The following is a 19,981-nucleotide window of genomic DNA, read 5'->3' as shown; positions in this document are numbered from 1 at the left end:
GAGTGCTGAGTGCCCCCGGTGGATCGTCCACCGGGGGCACGGTCACACCGTCGGGGTGCCTACAGCTCGGTCGACTGCTTGAGCTCCGCGTACGCCTCCGCGCTGCTGTCCTTGAGGAACTGCCAGCAGCGGGCCTCCTCCTCGGTCTCCTTGATCGCGCCGGCCGCCCGGGCGAGCGCCGCCAGGCAGCGCAGGAAGCCGCGGTTGCCGCGGTGCTCCCACGGCACCGGGCCGTGGCCCTTCCAGCCGTTGCGGCGCAGCGCGTCGAGGCCCCGGTGGTAGCCGGTGCGGGCGTAGGCGTACGACTCGACGTGCCGGCCGGCGGCGTAGGCGTCGTCGGCGAGCATGGCCCAGGCGAGGCAGAAGGTCGGGAACTCCGCGGCCACCTGGGTCGGTGAGGCGGACTCCTCCGCCAGCATCCGGTAGGGCTGCTCGTCCTCGGGCAGCAGGGTCGGTTCGGGGCCGTCGAGAAGATTCCTGTGGATCGCCATGGGTGCAGTCTGCCATTCGGGGCCCTGGGGTCAACCGCCCCCCGGTGATCGGCCGCCCGCCGGTCCGACGAGCGCCGCCCAACGCACGACGGGCCCCTGAGGTTGCATACCGGGTATATGGACATTCACCCGTTCGCCATGTCAGGGTGTGGCGCGTGCCCGCAGCCAGATCCGCCCGCCGGCGAGCCACTCAGTCCAAGAACGCTCGCAGCAGACGCCGTCGCCGGGCATCCCGCCGGATCGGACCTGGCATGCTCACGGCATTGGTGGCCTCCGTGCTGCTGCTGGGCGCCGCGGCCTTCGCCCTGGACCGCTCCCCGGACGCCCCGGCCCCCGCCGCCTCCGCCCAGGCCCGGCTCGCCCCGCCCGCCGAACAGGCACCCGGCACCCCGTCGGCGACCCCCACCCCGACCCCGGTGAACACCCCGACGCCCACGCCCACGCCGACGCCCACCGCCCCGGACCCCGGCCCCACCAAGGGCTCGGGCACGTTCAGCACCGCCCCCGCCAACGCCAAGGCGGTCGGGCGCGGCACCGTACGCCGCTACCGGGTGGAGGTCGAGGACGGCATCGGCATCGACGCCGCCTCCGCCGCCGCGCAGATCCACGGCTTCCTCGGCGACCGCCGCGGCTGGACCAACGACCGCAAGAACGCCTTCCAGCTGGTCGCCGGCGGCTCCTACGACTTCACCGTGAAGATCGCCTCCCCGGCCACCGTCGACAAGATCTGCGGCGCCTCCGGCCTGGACACCCACGGCGAGGTGAACTGCAACGTCGGCAACCAGGTGCTCGTCAACTCCAAGCGCTGGAACACCGGTTCACCCCAGTTCGACGGGCCGCTGGACGAGTACCGGGCCCTGATCATCAATCACGAGGTCGGCCACCGGATCGGCCACGGCCACGAGACCTGCCCCGGCCCGGGCAAGCCAGCACCCGCGATGATGCAGCAGATCTACGGCCTCAAGGGCTGCACGCCGAACGCCTGGCCGTACTCCGCCGAGGGCACCTACCTGAGCGGCCCGGCCGTACCCTGAGGAGCGTCCGGCGCCGCGCTTCGGAACGGAGTTGAGACCTGATCGGCAGTCCGCCGGGACCCCCGGCGCCTACCCTGCGACCATGACCGCTGCCCACCGCCGAAAGCTCACCGCCGTGTTCGCCGCCGCCGGGATCGCCCTCGGCGCCGCCGCCTGCTCGTCCTCGACCGGGGGCGTCCCCGGGCCCGGCGCACTGTCCTACGGCTCCGTCCGCTCGACCGCCGAGAAGCTCCAGCAGGACAAGCAGGACACCTGCCCGTTCGGCCTCGACCTCGGCAAGGCGCTGCAGGCGGCCGGGATCCCCGGCACCGTCACCCCGGACCACGAGTACGACGGGCACGCCGTGCAGGGCAGCGTCGGCGACGGCCTGCCGCCGCAGCCGTGGCCGTCCGGCGCGAGCCACCCGCCGACCATGCCGTCGATCCCGGCCACTCCGCCGAACGCCGACGTCACCTGCGCCTACCAGGTCGGCACGGCGAGGCTGGACCTCGAACTGTTCGCCGTCCCGCAGTCCGGGGTGGCCGTCAACATGCTCCTGCCGGGCATCCGGCGCGCCGCGGAGCTGTCCGTCGCCGAGCTCCAGCAGGTCGCCACCGAGCAGCCGGGCCCCGGCCGGACCCGGATCCTCGGCAGCAAGGGAACCGCGGCCCTCGCCCGGATCGCGCACCAGGGCGAGGGCGACATCGTGCTGATGCTGTCCCAGAACCCCAGCACCGGCGAGCCGGACCAGGCCCTCACCGGCGAACCCCTGCGCAAGGCCGCCGCGACCCTGGTCGACCAGCTGCACTAGGCCCTGTCCGGCTGAGGGGGTGTCCGGCCCGGGCCGCTACCCCAGCACCGGCAGGTACGCCCCCAGGTCGCTGCGCTCCCCCGAGGCGGACACCCGGTGGTCGGCCACCGCCGCCGCCCAGGGCAGCCGGCCGGTGGCCAGCCGGATCCAGGTCAGCGGGTCGGTCTCGACCACGTTCGGCGGGGTGCCCCGGGTGTGCCGGGGGCCCTCGACGGCCTGGACGACGGCGTACGGCGGGATCCGCAGCTCGACCGCGCCGCCGGGGGCCCGGACGGCCAGCGCGTCGGCGAGCAGCCGGGTGACGGCGGCGAGGGCCTGGCGGTCGTGCGGGAACGCGGCGGTGCCGAGGGCGTCGGCCAGGTCGTCGGCGTGCACGACGGTCTCCACCAGCCTGGTGACCAGCATGTCGGCGAGCGTCATCGAGCCGAGCCGGATCTCGAACCGCCGTACCGGGTCGGCGGCTTCGGGCCTCGCCAGCAGATCGGTCAGCGCGTCGGCGGCCCGCCCGAAGGCCGCCGCGACGGCGGCCGCGTCCCCGCCGAAGTCCGCCGAGGCCCGGTCCCGGGCCTGCTCGTCCAGCAGCGGCGCCACCGTGCCGACCGCCGCCACCCAGCCCGGCAGGTCGAGCGGCGGGCGACCCTGGAGCGGATCGTCCAGGTGCGCGGGGACGAAGTCGAGCTGGACGGCCAGGTGGGCGAGCAGCTCCCGCACCCGCCAGTCCCCCAACCTGGTCGGCAGGTCCAGCTGTTCGTCGCCGAGGCCCGCCACGGCGGCGCGCAGCGCCCCGGTCTGGGCGGCCAGCGCGGCGCGGACCTTCTGCGGTTGGTACGTACGGGACTTGGCGGGCATGGGGCCCAAGATACGCCGAGGGACGGACGGTTCGATCGAACCATCCGTCCCTCGACAACGACCTGTCAGGCCAGCAGGGCCTCGATGACGCCGGTGTGGGCGTCCTTCAACTCGGCCAGCGTGACGCTGAACTGCCCCTGGACGTCGAGGCTGTCGCCGTCCACGACACCGATCCGGGTGGCCGGCAGGCCACGCGCGGTGCACATGTCGTTGAAGCGGAGCTCCTCGCTGCGCGGCACCGCCACGACGGCGCGGCCGGCCGACTCCGAGAACAGCAGGACGAACGGGTCGGTGCCCTCGGGCACGACGATCCGGGCGCCGTGACCGCCCTTGAGGCAGCTCTCCACGAGCGCCTGGCCGAGGCCGCCGTCGGAGAGGTCGTGCGCGGCGTCGATCATGCCGTCGCGCGAGGCGGCGATCAGGATGTCGCCGAGCAGCCGCTCGCGCTCCAGGTCCACCGCGGGCGGCAGGCCGCCGAGGTGGTCGTGGACGACCTGCGACCAGGCCGAGCCGCCGAGCTCGTCCGCGGTGTCGCCGAGCAGGTAGAGCAGCTGCCCCTCCTCGGCGAAGGCGACCGGGGTGCGCCGGGTGACGTCGTCGATGACGCCGAGCACCGCGACCACGGGGGTCGGGTGGATGGCGACCTCGCCGGTCTGGTTGTACAGCGAGACGTTGCCGCCGGTGACCGGGGTGCCGAGCACCAGGCAGGCGTCGGCCAGACCGCGGGTGGCCTCGGCGAACTGCCACATCACGTCCGGGTCCTCGGGGGAGCCGAAGTTGAGGCAGTCGGAGATCGCGAGCGGCTTGGCACCGCCGGCCGCGACGTTGCGGTAGGCCTCGACCAGGGCCAGCTGGGCGCCGGTGTACGGGTCCAGCTTGGCGTAGCGGCCGTTGCCGTCGGTGGCGACCGAGACGCCGAGGTTGGTCTCGTCGTCGATCCGGATCATGCCCGAGTCCTCGCCGTGCGAGAGCACGGTGTTGCCGAGCACGTAGCGGTCGTACTGGTCGGTGATCCAGGACTTGGAGGCCTGGTTCGGGTGGCTCGCGACCTTGAGCAGGTCGGCCTTGAGGCCCTCGCCGGTGGTCGGGCGGGCCAGCCGCTCGGCGGTGGGGGCGTCGGCCTGGAGCGCGTCCTGCCAGCTCGGGCGGGCGTAGGGGCGCTGGTAGACCGGGCCGTCGTGGGCGACGGTGCGCGGGGGCACGTCCACCACGAGCTCACCGTGCCAGAAGATCTCCAGGCGCTCGCCGTCGGTCACCTCGCCGATGACGTTGGCGATGACGTCCCACTTCTCGCAGATCTCCAGGAAGCGGGCGACCTTGTCGGGTTCGACGATCGCGCACATGCGCTCCTGCGACTCGCTCATGAGGATCTCCTCCGGCGAGAGCGTGTGGTCGCGCAGGTGCACGGTGTCGAGGTCGATCCGCATGCCGCCGGAGCCGGCCGAGGCCAGCTCGCTGGTGGCGCAGGACAGGCCGGCGCCGCCGAGGTCCTGGATGCCCTTGACGAGCTTCTCCCGGAAGATCTCCAGGGTGCACTCGATCAGGAGCTTCTCCTGGAACGGGTCGCCGACCTGGACGGCGGGGCGCTTGGTCGGCTTGGTGTCGTCGAAGGTCTCGGAGGCCAGCACCGAGACGCCGCCGATGCCGTCGCCGCCGGTGCGGGCCCCGTACAGGATGACCTTGTTGCCGGCGCCGGAGGCCTGCGCGAGGTGGATGTCCTCGTGCTTCATGACACCCACGCACAGCGCGTTGACCAGCGGGTTGCCCTGGTAGCAGGAGTCGAAGACGACCTCGCCGCCGATGTTCGGCAGGCCCAGGCAGTTGCCGTAGCCGCCGATGCCCGCGACGATGCCGGGCAGCACGCGCCGGGTGTCCGGGTGGTCGGCCGCACCGAAGCGCAGCGGGTCCATCACGGCGACCGGGCGGGCGCCCATCGCCAGGATGTCGCGCACGATGCCGCCGATGCCGGTGGCCGCGCCCTGGTAGGGCTCGATGTACGACGGGTGGTTGTGCGACTCGACCTTGAAGGTCACCGCGTAGCCCTGGCCGACGTCGACCACACCGGCGTTCTCGCCGATGCCGACGAGCATCGCGTCCGAATCCGGCTTCTTCTCGCCGAACTGCTTGAGGTGGACCTTGCTGCTCTTGTACGAACAGTGCTCGGACCACATGACCGAGTACATCGCGAGTTCGGCGCCGGTCGGGCGGCGGCCGAGAATCTCCCGGATGCGCGCGTACTCGTCCTGCTTGAGGCCGAGTTCGGCCCACGGCTGGGCGGCATCCGGGGTCTGCTCGGCGTTCTTGACGGTGTCGAGGCTCATCAGGCGTTCACCAGCTGCTTGAGGACGGAAGTGAAGAAGCCCAGTCCCTCGGTGGTCGGACCGGTGAGCGGCTCCACGGCGTGCTCCGGGTGCGGCATCAGGCCGACGACATTGCCCGCGGCGTTGGTGATGCCGGCGATGTCGCGGTACGAACCGTTCGGGTTGACGTCGAGGTACCGGGCCACGACCCGGCCCTCGGCCTCCAGCTCGTCCAGGACGTGGGCCTCGGCGACGAAGCGGCCCTCGCCGTTCTTGAGCGGGACGACGATTTCCTGGCCCACCGAGTAATCCCCGGTCCAGGCGGTGCCCGCGTTCTCGATCCGGAGCTTCTGGTCGCGGCAGATGAAGTGCAGCGAGTCGTTCCGGGTGAGCGCGCCGGGCAGCAGGTGCGATTCGCACAGCACCTGGAAGCCGTTGCAGATACCGAGCACCGGCATTCCGAGCCTGGCCTGCTCGATGACGGTCTCCATCACCGGCGAGAAGCGGGAGATCGCGCCGCAGCGCAGATAGTCGCCGTAACTGAATCCGCCCGGCAGGACGACGGCGTCGACCTGGTGGAGATCCTTGTCACGGTGCCAGAGGGCGACCGGCTCCGCGCCGGCCAGGCGGACCGCGCGCTGGGCGTCGCGGTCGTCGAGGGAACCGGGGAAAGTGACGACGCCTACGCGGGTGGTCACTTCGCCGCCTCCTCGACCCGGACGGTGAAGTCCTCGATCACGGTGTTGGCGAGAAAGGTCTCGGCGGCTTCGCGGATACGGGCGAGCGCGGCGTCGTCGACCGGACCCTCCAGCTCCAGCTCGAAACGCTTGCCCTGGCGGACGTCGGCGATCCCGGTGAATCCGAGACGGGGCAGTGCACGCTGCACCGCCTGGCCCTGGGGGTCGAGGATCTCCGGCTTGAGCATGACGTCGACTACGACGCGTGCCACTGGCACTCCCGGTGGTGTCTTCGGTGAGGCGGGGGAACTCCAGACTACCGGCCGTTCGGGGCAGGATTGCTGGCCGGGGCGGGTGACGCGCGTAGACCCAGGCCCCTTACGCCACAAGGGATCCGACGCCCCCACCCCCCGCCCGGGCCGCCCCGTTTCCCGGGATTCGGAGCCCCCAACCGCGCTGCCCGAAGAACACCCGAATACGGCACTTGGGGACAGATCCTCCCGTCCCGCACTCCGGTATCCGGCACTGCCGCGAAGACTCGTGAATATCCGGAAAAGAATGCCGAACTCTTCGATTTCGACCCCCTTCGGGTGCAGAATAGGGCCACCTGTCGCGGCAAGTGCTGCGTATCCGGCGGGCCACCAGGCCTGCCCGTATGCGCTTGCGCGAGTGGGTGCACATCAGGTCGGCGGGCGCACTCCGCGAACCGGCGGCCGAATTGCCCGAGAGGATTGACACCCATGGCTCAGCGTGTAGTTGTCACGCTCTCCGACGACCTGGACGGCGGTGCCGCAGCGGAAACCGTCCACTTCGGTGTCGACGGGAAGTCGTACGAGATCGACCTGTCCGTGGACAACGCGGAAAAGCTGCGGGAGGCCCTCGCTCCGTTCGTCGCGGCCGGCCGTCGGCAGAGCCGCACCGGAAAGTCCTTCCGCCGCACCGCGCTCACCCCGGACCCGGCCGCCGTGCGCGCCTGGGCCCTGTCGCGCGGCATGGAACTCCCGGCCCGCGGTCGCATCCCCAAGCACGTCTACGAGGCGTTCGCCGAAGCGAACTGACCCCGTCGGGGCACGCCCCAGGTCGCCCCGCCCGCCTGGACCGAAAGGGTGGGGCGACCACCTCGAACGATGCTGTAGAGTATTCCTCGTCGCCGCAACGGAGAGATCCAAAGAGGCGGCAGGTGCCCACCAGGCACCATGCGGACGTAGCTCAGTTGGTAGAGCATCACCTTGCCAAGGTGAGGGTCGCGAGTTCGAATCTCGTCGTCCGCTCGCAGTGTGCGAGCACAGCACAACTCAATAGTCTGACCATGCGGACGTAGCTCAGTTGGTAGAGCATCACCTTGCCAAGGTGAGGGTCGCGAGTTCGAATCTCGTCGTCCGCTCCAGAGCGAAGGCCCCCTCGGATCGAGGGGGCCTTCGGCGTATTCCCGCACGTTCTCCCGTGCTCCTCCCCCACTCCTCCCCATGACATTTGTCATCGCCGACCCGTGGATCCGCAGCACGGACCGATGACGGCCCGCACTGCCCGGCAGGCCCCGGCGGCGGAAGGCTCGAGGCATGGAAAAGAGCCAGCCCGCCCGCCCCGGCGACAGCGTGATCGAGGTCACCGACCTGCACCGCCACTACGGCACCGGCGCCGCCGCGTACCACGCCGTCCGTGGCGTCGACCTGACCGTCGGCCGCGGTGAGCTGTTCGCCCTGCTCGGCACCAACGGCGCCGGCAAGACCTCCACCATGGAGGTCATCGAGGGCCTGGCCGCTCCCGGCGCCGGCAGCGTCCGGGTGCTCGGCCACGACCCCTTCGCGGAGCGCGCCGCCGTCCGGCCGCGGATCGGCATCATGCTCCAGGAGGGCGGCTTCCCCGGCGAGCTCACCGCCGCCGAGACCGGCCGCACCTGGGCCGGGATGACCAGCGGCGCCCGCCCGGTGGCGGAGGCGCTGGAGCTGGTCGGCCTCGGCCACCGCGCCGACGTCCGGGTCAAGCAGCTGTCCGGCGGCGAACGGCGCCGGCTCGACCTCGCGATGGCCCTGCTCGGCCGCCCCGAGGTGCTGTTCCTGGACGAGCCCAGCACCGGCCTCGACCCGGAGGCGCGCGTCGCCGTCTGGCGGCTGGTCCGCGAACTGCGCGCCCAGGGCACCACGGTGCTGCTCACCACCCACTACCTGGAGGAGGCCGAGGAGCTCGCCGACCGACTGGCCATCATGCACGGCGGCCGGGTCGTCACCACCGGCACCGTCGCCGAGGTGATCGCCGGCCGGCCCTCCCGGATCACCTTCGAGCTCCCCGAGCTGCTCGACCACGGGCGGGCCGGGGCCGCGCTGCCCGTCCTGGCCGGCGCCGAGGTCACCGTCGACGGCCGCAAGGTCACCGTGCAGAGCACCTGCCTCCAGGACACCCTCACCGACCTGCTCGGCTGGGCCCGCCACCACGGGATCGCGCTCGGCGCCCTGGACGCCCGCAGCGCCTCGCTGGAGGAGGCCTTCCTCGCCATCGCCTCCGAGGCCGCCCACCAGGCCCCGCCCGGCACCACACCGCCCTCGGGGCCCGCCGCCCCCACCCGTCCCGCCCGCCGCCGCCTGATCGGATCCGCCCGATGACCACCGCAGCCACCACCGCCACGGGTGCCCCGAGCACCACCGCCGGCCGCCTGCTCGCCCTCGGCCGCGCCGAGGCCACCCTGCTGCTGCGCAACCGCACCGCCCTGTTCACCGCCGTGGTGCTGCCGGTGGTGCTGATCGGCTCGCTGCGCAGCATCCTCAAGCAGCAGGCCGAGAACACCCCCGGCCTGGACATCGACTCGATGCTGGTCTACGGCTCGGTCGGGATGGTCCTGGCCTTCGTCGTGTACTACAACCTGACCGCCGCGTACGTCGGGCGGCGCGGCGAACTGGTGCTCAAGCGGCTGCGCACCGGCGAGGCCCGGGACCTGGAGATCCTGCTCGGCACCGCCGTCCCCTCGCTCACCCTCGGCCTGCTGATGGCCGCCCTGATCGGGGTCGGCGGGAGCCTCGGCCTGCACCTGGCGGTCCCGGTCAACCCGCTGCTGATGCTGGTCGGCCTGATGCTCACGCTGGCCACCATGATCGCCCTGGCCGCGCTGTCCAGCGCCTTCACCAAGACCGTGGAGAGCGCGGGCATCACCACCCTGCCGGTCCTGCTGGTCATGCAGTTCGGCTCCGGCCTGTTCGTCCCGCTGGAGGTGATGCCCTCCCAGCTGGCCGACGTCTGCCGGCTGCTGCCGACCACCCCGGCCTTCCAGCTGATCCGGGTCGGCTGGTTCGGCACCGACGGCTCGGCCGCCCCGACCGGCTTCCTGGGCAGCTGGGGCGCCGCCGCCCCGCACCTGATCACCGGCACGGTCTGGCTGGGCCTCGCGATCTGGGGCGCGGTCCGCTACTTCCGCTGGGAACCGCGCCGCTGACCAGGGCGAACGACCAGGACGAACGGGAAACCGAAGGACCCGCCCCCGGCCCGCCTCTGATATGAAGACAGCGACACGATCGTGACTCGGACGGGGGGCACTGCGATGGTCCGGGGGCCGATCCGCCGCTGGAAGGGCTACGGCAAGCCGCAACGCGCCGAGCTGTACTTCCGCTGGTCGCTCTACCTGGTCGCGTGGATCGGGCTGCCGGTGAACCTGCTGGCCAGCGCCTCCTCGGTACGGATCACGGGCTCGGCCTCCCTCGCCCAGGTCGCCCTGGTGCTCTCCCTCGCCTCGGTCCTGGTCACCATCCGGGCCTACCGCACCTCCCTCGACCACTACCTGGGACGGCCCAGCCCCCATCGCCGCTGGCTGGCCGTCAACGCCGCGCTCGCGGTCGGGGGCTCCTGGGCCCTGCTGCTGCTCGGACCGTCCTCCGACAGCCTGTCACCGAATCCCGGCGCGCCGTTCACCACCGTGATCGCCGCCGCCCTGGTGGGCGGGGCCACCGGACCGGCCGGGGTGGGCCTGCCGACGCGCTGGGCCTTCGTCGGCGCGGTCGCCGCGCCGCTCGCGGTCGCTCCCGCGATGCTGCTGGCCGGCATCAACCTCCTCACCACCACGGGGTGGGTGGTCGGCGCGGTCATCGGCACCCTCGTCCTGATCGGCAGCTGCCGCAGCGCCGCGTGGGTGACCGCCGTCGTCTGGGAGCTGGACACCGCCCGCGAGGCGCAGTCCCGGCTGGCCGTCGCCGAGGAGCGGCTGCGCTTCTCCCGCGACCTCCACGACGTGATGGGCCGCAACCTCACCACCATCGCCTTGAAGAGCGAGCTCGCCGTCCAACTCGCCAAGCGCGGGCGCCCGGAGGCCGCCGAGCAGATGTCCGAGGTGCAGCGGATCGCCCAGGAGTCGCAGCGCGAGGTCCGGGACGTCGTCCGCGGCTACCGCACCGCCGACCTGCGCGCCGAGGCGATCGGCGCCCGGGCGGTGCTGCGCTCCGCCGACATCGCCTGCGAGATCGACCTCGGCGAGAACGCCGACGGGCTGCCGCTGCCGGTGCAGTCGGTGCTCGGCTGGGTGATCCGCGAGGCCACCACCAACGTGCTGCGGCACAGCGAGGCCGCCCACTGCCGGATCCGGCTGCGGCGGGAGGACGGCCGGGCGGTGCTGGAACTGGAGAACGACGGCGTGCCGGAGGTCCCGCTGCCCTCCCAGGGCGCCGGAACCGGGCTGCGCGGCCTGCGCGAGCGGCTGGCCGCCCACGACGGCGAACTGACCGTCCCGACGGCCGTGCCGGGCACCTTCCGGATGCTCGCCGCCGTACCGCTCTGACCCCTGCCACCGCGGGTCCCGCTTCTCACCGCGGGTCCCGCTGCCACCGCGGATCCCCCGCCACCACCGGGATCCCGCTGCCACCGCAGATCCCGCTGCCGAGGAAGGCCGTCCGATGACCGACACCCCGCCCGTGCGCGTCCTGCTCGCCGACGACGAGCACCTGATCCGCGGCGCCATGGCCGCGCTGCTCTCGCTGGAGGAGGACATCGAGGTGGTCGCCCAGGCCGGCTCCGGCCCGGAGGCGCTGGCGATGGCCCGGGCGCACCGGCCGGACGTCGCGGTGCTGGACCTCCAGATGCCCGGCAAGGACGGCATCGAGGTGGCCGCCGAGCTGCGCCAGGTGCTGCCGGACTGCCGCTGCATGATCGTCACCGGCCACGGCCGCCCCGGCTACCTCAAGCGGGCGCTGGAGGTCGGGGTGCGCGGCTTCCTGCCGAAGACCGTCTCGGCGGCCGACCTGGCCGGCATCATCCGCACCGTGCTCTCCGGCGGCCGGTACGTGGACCCGGAGCTGGCGGCGGACGCGATCAGCGCCGGGGAGACCCCGCTGACCCCGCGCGAGACGGACGTCCTGGAACTGGCCGCGGACGGCACCCCGATCGCGGAGATCGCCGGGCGGGCCGGACTGTCCCAGGGCACCGTACGCAACTACCTGTCCTCGGCGGCCACCAAGCTGGGCGCCGAGAACCGGCACGCGGCGGTGCGGATCGCCCGCGAGCACGGCTGGATCTGACCGATCCGGTGCTCGCGGGCGGCGGAGGGGCTCAGACCCAGCCGGTGCCGGTCAGCCGCTCGTACACCTCGATGTACTTGGCCCGGGTCCGCTCGACCAGCTCGGCGGGCAGCTCCGGCGGCGGCTGCTCGCTGTAGCGGTCCCAGCCGGAGGCCGGGGAGACCAGCCAGTCGCGGATCAGCTGCTTGTCGAAGGACGCCTGCGAGCGGCCCGGCCGGTACTCGTCGGCCGGCCAGTAGCGGGAGGAGTCCGGGGTGAGCACCTCGTCGCCGATGATCAGCTCGCCGTCCAGCAGGCCGAACTCGAACTTGGTGTCGGCCAGGATGATGCCGCGGGCGCGGGCGATGTCGCGGGCGCGGGCGTAGACGTCCAGGGTGGTGCGGCGGACCTGGTTGGCCAGCTCGGCGCCGATCCGGCGGGCGGTCTCCTCGTACGGGACGTTCTCGTCGTGCTCGCCGACCTCGGCCTTGAGGGCCGGGGTGTAGATCGGGGCGGGCAGCTCGGAGCTGTTCTCCAGGCCCTCCGGCAGGGCGATGCCGCAGACCGTACGGCTCTCCTCGTACTCGGTCAGGCCGGAGCCGGCCAGGTAGCCGCGGGCGACCGCCTCCACCGGGATCATGTCCAGGCTCTTGCAGATCAGCGTGCGGCCCTTCCAGTCGGCGGGGGCGCCGGCCGGGACCTCGGTGGAGATCACGTGGTTGGGGACGATGTCGGCGATCCGCTCGAACCACCAGAGCGAGAGCTGGGTGAGCACCCGGCCCTTGTCCGGGATCTCGTTCGGCAGCACCCAGTCGTGGGCGGACATCCGGTCGCTGGCCACCATCACCAGCTCGCCCGACCCGGTGCGGTACAGGTCGCGCACCTTGCCGGTGTGCAGGTGGACCAGGCCGGGTACCTGGACCGGCTCGGGCTTGGTGACAAATCCGCTCAAGGTGTTCAGTCCTCAGGGGTCGTTCACGGGCGTGGGGCACCGCGAAAGGGGAGGTCACTGCCCCCGCAGTCTTTCACGCCCGCCCGACCGGGCTCCCGGGGAGCCCGGGGCTCGGTTCCCGCGCAGCCCGGACTCAGTTCTTGCAGAGCCGGTCCAGCAGGTTGGCGGTGGCCCGCTGGACCCGTTCGTCGGTGAGCCCGGGGCGGCCGAGGGCGGGCGACCAGGCGAAGGTCCCGGCCGCGAAGACGTAGGCGCCGCTGGGCGCCCGGTACAGCGAGGTCTCCTGGTAGCGGGTGCGGCCGGCCAGGTCCCGGTACGGCGAGTGGGCCAGCAGCACCCGCTCGGTGTGCTCGGGCAGCGCGACCTTCGGGTAGTACCGGTCGGCCTCCCCCGCGACCAGTCCGGGCAGCTCGTCGCCCTCCTGCAGCCCGGTGCCGTCCCAGAGCCAGTGCGCGGTGTGCCGGGCGACCAGCGGCACGGGCGCGGCGACCCGGCCCGAGTACTGCACGCCCAGCAGGTGCTGCTCGGGCTCCCCGGCGTCCCGCCAGAGCGCGCTGGCCGCGCCGGGCACCCCGGCGGCCGGACTGCCCGGCCCGACCTTCTGCCGCTTGCGGCAGTTGAGCAGCCGGTTCGGTTCGCCGGAGGCGGCGGCGGTCAGCTCCACCCGCCAGTACATGGTGTTGGCGGACAGGAAGACCAGCGAGGTGCCGCCGTCCCTGGCCCGCTCGGCGGCCCGGCGCATCGGCTCGGACCAGTACTCGTCGTGGCCGGGGAAGACCAGCGCGCGGTGCTCACCCGGATCGACCAGCCCGGCGTGCAGGTCGGTCGCGGTGGCGTAGGAGAGGTCGTAGCCGTAGCGCTCGGCCCAGCGGATGAAGTCGTACGCGTGGCCGACGTGCAGCGGCAGCCCGGCGGTGGCGTGCGGGCGGTCGAAGGAGACGGTGACGGCCGCCTCGGGCTCGCCGACCAGGCCGCCCCGGCCGTCCCAGGCGTGGTACAGGCTGGCACCGGTCCGGCCGTCCTCGGGGAACAGGTTGTACGCCTGCCAGGTCACATCCGGGACCACCAGGAGCAGTTCGGCCCTCCGCCCCTGCTCGGCGACGTCCCGCACGGTGAACGGGATGTGACTGCGGTGCAGCATGTCCGCGGTGGTCAGCACGGCCACGTACGCCCCGGGCTGCCAGTGCAGCGGGACCTGCAACCGCCAGGAGTGCCACCAGTGGTGGCAGGAGACCGTCCGCTCGACCACCAGCGGCGCGGGCTGGGCCAGACCGGAGATCAGCGGACTGGACGTCATGTGGCGGGCGCCGTCGCCGCCGTAGTGGCCGATCCGGTAGACGTCCACGGTGAACTCGCGCGGCGGGTTGACGGTGACCCGGAAGTCCACCGAGCCGCCGGGACGGATCACCCCCGCCGAGGCGAAGCCCTTGATCTGCTGGTCCACGTCGTTGGAGCTCTGCGGGGTGCCGACCGGCGGCTTGGGCCGCACCCCCGCCGACAGCGGCTGCTGGCCGGGCGCGTCCACCGAGACGTACCAGGGCACGGCGCCCTCGGCCCCGGCGAGGTACTGGTCGGGGCTGCGCAGCCAGGGCAGCGGGCCCTGGCCGAAGGGGTCGGAGACGCTGTAAGCGTGCGTGCCCGACTCCCAGCGGCCGTTGAGTTCGGTCCCCACGCGCCCCTCCCAGGTGCACTTCCGCGAATCCCTCGCTCGCCTCCGGGCGCTCCCGATCCGGTGTCGGCGTTCCTCGCTCCGGCGCTCGCTGCCCTCGCTCGTCGCTCGTCGCTTTCGACACCGGCGCGCCTTCGGCTCCCGAGGCCCGGTTGGCACGTGCCCCCCGGATGTGCGTGCGGTCTAATACACCACACAGTGCTGGCGCTCCGTCACCCCACGGTAGCAATTGGTGTCGGGAATCTTCCGCTCCGCCGGGACGGGGCCTCCGGCCTGCGGAGACGGCCGGCGGCCGGGGGCCCCGGGGGCGCGTGCCGGGGGCCGAGCGCCGCCCGGGGCGGTCGGGGCCTCCCGGGGCCTCAGAGGCGGACGGGCTTCTCCAGGCGCACCTCGGCGGCGTCCAGCCAGGCGCGCAGCGGCCCGTCCTGGCCCTGCTCCACCGCCTGGGCGACCGGGCCGGCCAGGTCGGTGCGGCGGACCCCGCCGAGCAGCAGCACCGGGCCGTCCAGCCAGTCCAGGCCGGGCGCGCCGCCCGCGGTGTCCACGGCGGCGCAGCAGACCATCGCGGTGACGTGGTCGACCAGCAGGTCGCGGCCGGTGCGGTCGGGCTCCAGCAGCGGGGCCGGGGTGGTGGTGCGGGCGAGCTGGGCGGCCAGGGCGGCGGCCAGCCGCTCGCCGTCGCCCTCGGCCAGCCGGGCCAGCAGCCGGGTGAGGGTCGGGGCGCCCGGGCGGGACTGCGGGGCGAGCCGGTCCAGGGCGGACTGCAGGGCGGCGGCCCGGGCCCGCCAGCCGGCGTCCACCACCTCGGCCGGGTAGTCGGCCCACTCCAGCTCGTGCCAGGCCCCGGCCGCCGGGCGGCCGAAGAACAGCTCGGCGGCCAGCCGGGAGACCGCGCGGTCCACCGCGCCGGGCTCCTCCAGCAGGTCGCAGGCGGGGCGGTCGCCGAGCCGGGTGCCGTAACCGTCGGCCAGCCGGTCGCGGCGGGACAGCTCGGTGAGCGCGGCGACCACGCCGGCGTTCAGGTGCGCGGGGTGGCGGCCGAGCCGCCAGGCGGGCAGCGCGACCCGGGTGAGCAGTCGGTCCCAGCCGGCGTAGGCCAGGCCGACCTGCTCCTGGGCGGCGATCCGCAGGCCGTAGTCGACCGTCCTGGCCTGCTCGGAGGCCCAGCCCGCGACGGACCGCTCCAGCTCGGCGGAGTGGCCGCGGCAGGCGCCCAGCAGCCGGCGGGTGATCCGCCGGGTGATCCGGTCGGCGAGCCGGGCCGGGCCCCGGCGGGGCGGGGCCGGCGGGACGGTCAGGGTGCCGCCGCCGAGACCGGGGGCCGCGGCCGGACCGGAGTCCAGACAGGCGTCCAGGGCGCGCAGGAAGCGGCGGGCGGCGGCGATCTCGGGGTCGGCGGAGGCGGCGGTGCCGGCCACCACGGGGGCGAGCAGGGCGCGCAGCTCGCCGGACCGCATCCACCACAGGAACGGCGAGCCGATCACCAGGACCGGCGCGGCGGGCGAGGGGTGCGGCCGCAGCGGGTGGGGGCGGCGCGGCAGGGCGACGTCCTCCAGCCAGCTGTCGCAGTCCGGGGTGAGCGCCACCGCGGACGGGGCCGGGACGTCCAGCCGCTCGGCCAGTTCGTCGATCAGCCGGTACAGCTCGGGGGCGCCGGCCCGCTCGACCGGCACCGCCGGGATCTGCGGCGGGACGGCCCGGCGCAGTGCCCGGGCGGTCAGCCCGGCCACCAGCAGGGTCAGCGCGGCGAGCGCGCAGACCACCCACCGGACGGCGTCCCAGCCGGCGGCGTCGGAGGAGCCGGCGGCCCCGATCCGGCCGGTGAACCGGCCCGCGAGCAGGACGACCGCCACGGCGGCGGGCAGGACGGCCACGGCCAGGGCGAGGCCCCGGATCCGCAGGACCGCTTGGGCGTGAGCGCGCGCGGTGTCGACGGCCATACGGTGCGGCACCCCCTTCGGAGCCCTCGGGCACCCGCCACGGGCCCTGAGGCGACTCGAAACGATCAGTTCCGACCGGGAAGCGGAGGCGTCCGATCCCGGCAGTGCATGCTGTGTGGCGCTACTGACATTTTCGACGCCCCGGTCCGGGCGGGCGTTCCGGATCGCCCCGGTTTCCACTCGTCCCGGTGACACCGCCCGGTCGTCGCGGTGACGCCGCGGTCGGTCCGGCGACGCCGCCCGGGGGCCGCTACCGGTCCGGTGCGAAGCACCGGGCGACCACCCGGCCGATCGCCGTCCAGCATCCCCCCGCGGGCGCGCCGCTACCCGGCGGCGACCCCGGCGCACGGCACCGTCGCACGGCGATCCAGCGCACCATAAGGCCGGGCGCCGGGTTACGTCAGCCGGATGCGGGTGCTGTCACCCGATGGGCTGGAATCCGCCCGCCGATCGGTGCGTCGGGCCCCGGAACCGCTCCGACCCCGGAAACGCCGCGAGCGCTGCGCCCTGCGGGTTGTTCGGCCCCTCTTCGCCGCTCGCCCGCGGGCCCGGCACAGCCGCGGCCCCCGTGCGAAGGGTTCGCACGGGGGCCGCCGGGGTCGCGGTGGCGTCAGCCGTTGGCCGCCTTGAGCGCGATGTCGGTGCGGTGCTGGCCGCCCTTGAGGGAGATCCGCTCCACCGCCGCGTACGCGCGCTCGCGCGCCTCGGCCAGGTCGGTGCCGGTCGCGGTGACCGACAGGACGCGGCCGCCGGCGCTGAGCACCCGGCCGTCCCCGTCCGCCTTCGTCCCGGCGTGCAGCACGTACGCGGTGCCGTCCGCCTCGGCCTCGGCGAGGCCCTCGATCGGGTCGCCGGTGCGCGGCGCGGCCGGGTAGCCCTCGGAGGCGACGACCACGGTGACGGCCGCCCCCTCGTCCCAGCGCAGCGGCTCCAGCTGGTCCAGGGTGCCGGTGGCGGAGGCGAACAGGAGGCCGGCCAGCGGGGTGCGCAGCCGGGCCAGCACGACCTGGGTCTCCGGGTCGCCGAAGCGGGCGTTGAACTCGATCACCCGGGTACCGCGCGAGGTGAGCGCCAGGCCCGCGTACAGCAGGCCGGAGAACTCGGTGCCGCGGCGGCGCAGCTCGTCCACGGTCGGCTGCAGGACGGTGTCCAGGACCTCCTGGACCAGCCCCGCGGGCGCCCAGGGCAGCGGCGAGTAGGCACCCATGCCGCCGGTGTTGGGGCCCTCGTCGCCGTCCAGCGCGCGCTTGAAGTCCTGCGCGGGCTGCAGCGGCAGCACGGTGGTGCCGTCGGTGACGGCGAACAGCGAGACCTCGGGGCCGTCGAGGTACTCCTCGATGACCACGCGCTCGCAGGAGGCGGCGTGCGCCAGCGCGGCCGCGCGGTCGGAGGTGACCACGACGCCCTTGCCGGCCGCCAGGCCGTCGTCCTTGACCACGTAGGGGGCGCCGAAGGCGTCCAGCGCCTCGGCGGCCTCCTCGGCGGTGGTGCAGACGTACGAGCGGGCGGTGGGCACGCCGGCGCCGGCCATCACGTCCTTGGCGAAGGCCTTGGAGCCCTCCAGCTGCGCGGCCGCGCCGGAGGGGCCGAAGACCGGGATGCCGGCCGCGCGGACGGCGTCGGCGACGCCGGCCACCAGCGGGGCCTCGGGGCCGACCACCACGAGGTCGGCGCCGAGTTCCGCGGCGAGCCGGGCGACCGAGGCGCCGTCCGACTGGTCGATGGGGTGGACCGTCGCCACCTGGGCGATCCCGGCGTTGCCCGGGGCACAGTGCAGCTCGGTCACGGAGGGATCTTGGGACAGGGAGCGGCACAGGGCGTGTTCGCGGGCGCCGCCGCCGATGACGAGGACCTTCACGCCTGGCAGCGTAGTCGGTGGCCTGTTCCGGCCGCTCTCCGGTCCCGTCGGATCCTCCAGGAGAAGCGGTCCGTACACCGATGAGCTAGGAGGATCCTCCTAGCCGGGCCGGGTCGGATGCGCGCCGGGTGCCCGGGTCAGGACGGCGGGTCACCGGCGCCTCGCTCGGACGGGTGAAATCTCGCCGGGCCCCGCAACCGCCCCACCTCGTGTTCCGGTGGCCGAAACCGGTAACGATCACCGGCGAAGCGCCCCGCGGTCAGCCATTTGGCGGTAAGAAGTGCTGTTGGACAACCACCGGCGGACGTCGCGTCAGCCGATGCGCCGACAGACCATGCCGCCCGCCCGCCACAGGGAGCCCCACAGGTGAGCCAGCCGGAAATGCAGCCCGAGGAGAGTGCCTGGGGCAAGGAGATCGGCGAGGAGGACCAGCCCGCCGCAGCCGTGGCCCGGCGGGCCTCCACCCGGCACCGGACCGATCTGAGCGCCCGCCAGTTCCCGCTCGGGGACTGGGGCGAGCCCGCGGAGCGGCTGGAGGAGCTCTACCGCTGGTCCGAGGAGCGGGCGGTCGAGGCGATCGAGTGGTACCGCCGGGACCGGATCTGGAAGCGCCGCTGGGCGCGCCTGCTGCGCTTCGGGTCGGCCGGCTTCGCGGCGAGCGGGGTGACCGCCCCGCTGGTGGGCCTCACCGGCACGCTCGCCCACGGCACCGCCTGGGGCTACGTGGGCTTCGCGCTCTCCGCCGCCTGCTACGGCACCGACCGGGTCTTCGGCCTCACCTCCGGCTGGATGCGGGACGTCTCCACCGCGCAGGCGCTCCAACGCCGCCTGGAGGCCTTCCAGTTCGACTGGGCCTCGGAGTGCGTGCGCGAGGTGCTCGGCCCGACCGAGGGCACCGCGGGCGAGGCCGCCGAGCGCTGCCTGGGCGTGCTTCGCCGGTTCTGCGAGGACGTCTCGGACATGGTCCGCACCGAGACCTCGGAGTGGATGCTGGAGTTCCGCGCCTCGATGACCCAGCTGCCCACCCAGTCCGCGGGGACCTGGGGCGGCCGCACCGAACCCGGGGTGGGCGCCCAGGTGCGGGTGCTGCCGCCGCCGGGGACGAGGCCCACCATGCCGCGTCAGCGGCCGCCGGAGGGCCCGCTGCGCTAGCCGGACGGGCCTGGTGCCCGGGATCGGGGGCCCGGGATCGGGGGCCTGGGCCGGATCGGGGCGAAGCCGGAGGCGATGCCGGGGCGTTACGCGAAGACGATCATCGAGCCCTGGCCGAGGCTCCGGGTCGCCGCCGCGTACAGGCCCGACCACGCGTGCCGCTCCCGGGCGAAGGGGTGCAGGTCGTCGATCGGCGGTCCGAACGGCTGCTCCAGGCCGGTCGGGCCGAGCGGTCGGGTCGGGTTCGGCGGGTTGAGCGGGTCGATGCCCAGGGCCGGTGCCACGGCCTGCAGTTCGCGCAGCAGCCCGTGGCTGGAGCCGAGCGGGCCGCCGGCGGCGAGCAGCGTCTCGTCCACCAGCGGGGCCGGGAACTCGATCGGCACGTAGGCGCCGGCGTGGTCGAAGTGCCAGACCAGGTGCGACTGTTCGGCACTGCTCTCGAACATCTCCAGCAGCTGCTCGTAGTCGCTGCCGAGCGCGTCGACCGGGGTGATGTCCAGGCCGGTGAGGCCCAACAGGTAGGCGCGGCGCAGGAAGTGCAGCGAGTCGTAGTCGAAGGCGGCTATCGGCTCGACCGCCCCGCTCAGACCCGGGACGAACTGGTACACCGGCACCTCGGGCAGGCCGCGCGAGGTGAGCACCGCGTTGTAGAGCGCGAGGTCGTCCCGGAAGGGGTTGTCGGGGCTGTGGCTCAGCACGTCCACCAACGGGACGAGCCAGAGGTCGCAGGCCATGGCCGGCAGTTCCTCTCCGGACGGCGGGATCGCCCGCGGGGCGGGGCGACGACGGGGGGCGGGG

General features: G+C 73.9%; 18 protein-coding genes and 2 tRNA genes. 10 read left to right on the top strand and 10 right to left on the bottom strand.

The window, feature by feature from the left end; all coding sequences use genetic code 11:
- Window positions 1-59 precede the first annotated feature (59 nt).
- On the bottom strand, window positions 60-491 hold the full coding sequence (locus ACFV8H_RS03905; RefSeq protein WP_375882763.1) for a DUF3151 domain-containing protein: 432 nt from the start codon (window positions 489-491) through the stop codon (window positions 60-62).
- Window positions 492-742: 251 nt separating this feature from the next.
- On the opposite strand from ACFV8H_RS03905, the gene ACFV8H_RS03900 reads away from it, so the two are divergent.
- Together ACFV8H_RS03900 and ACFV8H_RS03895 are read left to right on the top strand one after the other, a co-directional pair.
- Entirely contained in the window at window positions 743-1,525 is a 783-nt protein-coding gene (locus ACFV8H_RS03900; protein ID WP_380396390.1) for a DUF3152 domain-containing protein, read from the top strand.
- Between the two features lie 82 nt (window positions 1,526-1,607).
- Window positions 1,608-2,315 carry a hypothetical protein gene (locus ACFV8H_RS03895; RefSeq protein WP_380396389.1) on the top strand — a complete coding sequence of 236 codons (708 nt, stop codon included), beginning with the start codon at window positions 1,608-1,610 and terminating at the stop codon, window positions 2,313-2,315.
- 36 nt (window positions 2,316-2,351) lie between these two features.
- On the opposite strand, the gene ACFV8H_RS03890 is transcribed toward ACFV8H_RS03895, so the two are convergent.
- The 4 genes from ACFV8H_RS03890 to purS all read right to left on the bottom strand — a co-directional run bounded on the left by ACFV8H_RS03890 (window position 2,352) and on the right by purS (window position 6,413).
- Window positions 2,352-3,164, bottom strand: a complete 813-nt coding sequence (locus ACFV8H_RS03890; RefSeq protein WP_380396388.1) for a sterol carrier family protein — start codon at window positions 3,162-3,164, stop codon at window positions 2,352-2,354.
- Between the two features lie 65 nt (window positions 3,165-3,229).
- Window positions 3,230-5,485 carry a phosphoribosylformylglycinamidine synthase subunit PurL gene (gene purL / locus ACFV8H_RS03885; protein WP_380396387.1) on the bottom strand — a complete coding sequence of 752 codons (2,256 nt, stop codon included), beginning with the start codon at window positions 5,483-5,485 and terminating at the stop codon, window positions 3,230-3,232.
- Window positions 5,485-6,162, bottom strand: coding sequence for a phosphoribosylformylglycinamidine synthase subunit PurQ (gene purQ / locus ACFV8H_RS03880; protein ID WP_375882778.1), 678 nt, complete (start codon window positions 6,160-6,162; stop codon window positions 5,485-5,487). Before purQ ends, purL begins: the two co-directional genes overlap by 1 nt.
- The gene (gene purS / locus ACFV8H_RS03875; protein WP_030278336.1) at window positions 6,159-6,413 is read right to left on the bottom strand and encodes a phosphoribosylformylglycinamidine synthase subunit PurS; all 255 of its coding nucleotides are present in this window, start codon (window positions 6,411-6,413) and stop codon (window positions 6,159-6,161) included. The genes purQ and purS overlap by 4 nt, the downstream gene beginning before the upstream one ends.
- A 468-nt stretch (window positions 6,414-6,881) precedes the next feature.
- Here purS and ACFV8H_RS03870 point away from each other — a divergent pair, with 468 nt between their 5' ends.
- From ACFV8H_RS03870 to ACFV8H_RS03840, 7 genes are all read left to right on the top strand, one after another.
- On the top strand, window positions 6,882-7,199 hold the full coding sequence (locus tag ACFV8H_RS03870; protein ID WP_030056585.1) for an Lsr2 family protein: 318 nt from the start codon (window positions 6,882-6,884) through the stop codon (window positions 7,197-7,199).
- Window positions 7,200-7,339: 140 nt separating this feature from the next.
- A tRNA-Gly gene (locus ACFV8H_RS03865) sits at window positions 7,340-7,412 on the top strand.
- A 40-nt stretch (window positions 7,413-7,452) separates the two neighbouring features.
- Window positions 7,453-7,528 (top strand) — tRNA-Gly (locus ACFV8H_RS03860).
- A 172-nt stretch (window positions 7,529-7,700) separates the two neighbouring features.
- On the top strand, window positions 7,701-8,741 hold the full coding sequence (locus ACFV8H_RS03855; RefSeq protein ID WP_380396386.1) for an ABC transporter ATP-binding protein: 1,041 nt from the start codon (window positions 7,701-7,703) through the stop codon (window positions 8,739-8,741).
- Window positions 8,738-9,565, top strand: coding sequence for an ABC transporter permease (locus ACFV8H_RS03850; RefSeq protein WP_380396385.1), 828 nt, complete (start codon window positions 8,738-8,740; stop codon window positions 9,563-9,565). Before ACFV8H_RS03855 ends, ACFV8H_RS03850 begins: the two co-directional genes overlap by 4 nt.
- Window positions 9,566-9,670: 105 nt before the next feature.
- Window positions 9,671-10,897, top strand: a complete 1,227-nt coding sequence (locus ACFV8H_RS03845; protein ID WP_380396384.1) for a sensor histidine kinase — start codon at window positions 9,671-9,673, stop codon at window positions 10,895-10,897.
- Between the two features lie 115 nt (window positions 10,898-11,012).
- A complete protein-coding gene (locus tag ACFV8H_RS03840) occupies window positions 11,013-11,633 on the top strand; it encodes a response regulator (protein WP_380396383.1) in 621 nt (206 codons plus the stop codon).
- 31 nt (window positions 11,634-11,664) lie between these two features.
- Here ACFV8H_RS03840 and ACFV8H_RS03835 read toward each other — a convergent pair whose 3' ends face one another.
- The 4 genes from ACFV8H_RS03835 to purD all read right to left on the bottom strand — a co-directional run bounded on the left by ACFV8H_RS03835 (window position 11,665) and on the right by purD (window position 18,031).
- Entirely contained in the window at window positions 11,665-12,564 is a 900-nt protein-coding gene (locus ACFV8H_RS03835) for a phosphoribosylaminoimidazolesuccinocarboxamide synthase (RefSeq protein WP_380396382.1), read from the bottom strand.
- Between the two features lie 133 nt (window positions 12,565-12,697).
- Window positions 12,698-14,236: a N,N-dimethylformamidase beta subunit family domain-containing protein gene (locus tag ACFV8H_RS03830; protein ID WP_375882796.1), complete on the bottom strand. Its 1,539-nt coding sequence runs from the start codon at window positions 14,234-14,236 to the stop codon at window positions 12,698-12,700.
- A 356-nt stretch (window positions 14,237-14,592) separates the two neighbouring features.
- On the bottom strand, window positions 14,593-16,173 hold the full coding sequence (locus ACFV8H_RS03825) for a hypothetical protein (protein WP_380396381.1): 1,581 nt from the start codon (window positions 16,171-16,173) through the stop codon (window positions 14,593-14,595).
- A 610-nt stretch (window positions 16,174-16,783) separates the two neighbouring features.
- Window positions 16,784-18,031 carry a phosphoribosylamine--glycine ligase gene (gene purD, locus ACFV8H_RS03820; protein WP_380396380.1) on the bottom strand — a complete coding sequence of 416 codons (1,248 nt, stop codon included), beginning with the start codon at window positions 18,029-18,031 and terminating at the stop codon, window positions 16,784-16,786.
- A gap of 366 nt (window positions 18,032-18,397) precedes the next feature.
- Between purD and ACFV8H_RS03815 the strand changes: the two genes are divergently transcribed.
- Window positions 18,398-19,183: an SLATT domain-containing protein gene (locus ACFV8H_RS03815; RefSeq protein WP_380396379.1), complete on the top strand. Its 786-nt coding sequence runs from the start codon at window positions 18,398-18,400 to the stop codon at window positions 19,181-19,183.
- A gap of 86 nt (window positions 19,184-19,269) precedes the next feature.
- Here ACFV8H_RS03815 and ACFV8H_RS03810 read toward each other — a convergent pair whose 3' ends face one another.
- The gene (locus tag ACFV8H_RS03810; protein ID WP_380396378.1) at window positions 19,270-19,917 is read right to left on the bottom strand and encodes a hypothetical protein; all 648 of its coding nucleotides are present in this window, start codon (window positions 19,915-19,917) and stop codon (window positions 19,270-19,272) included.
- Window positions 19,918-19,981 lie beyond the last annotated feature (64 nt).

It is taken from the genome of Kitasatospora sp. NPDC059827 (assembly GCF_042731675.1).
Lineage (GTDB): Bacteria > Actinomycetota > Actinomycetes > Streptomycetales > Streptomycetaceae > Kitasatospora.
The sequence above is the reverse complement of the archived record's forward strand: the minus strand, read 5'-3'. Positions and strand labels throughout refer to the sequence as shown.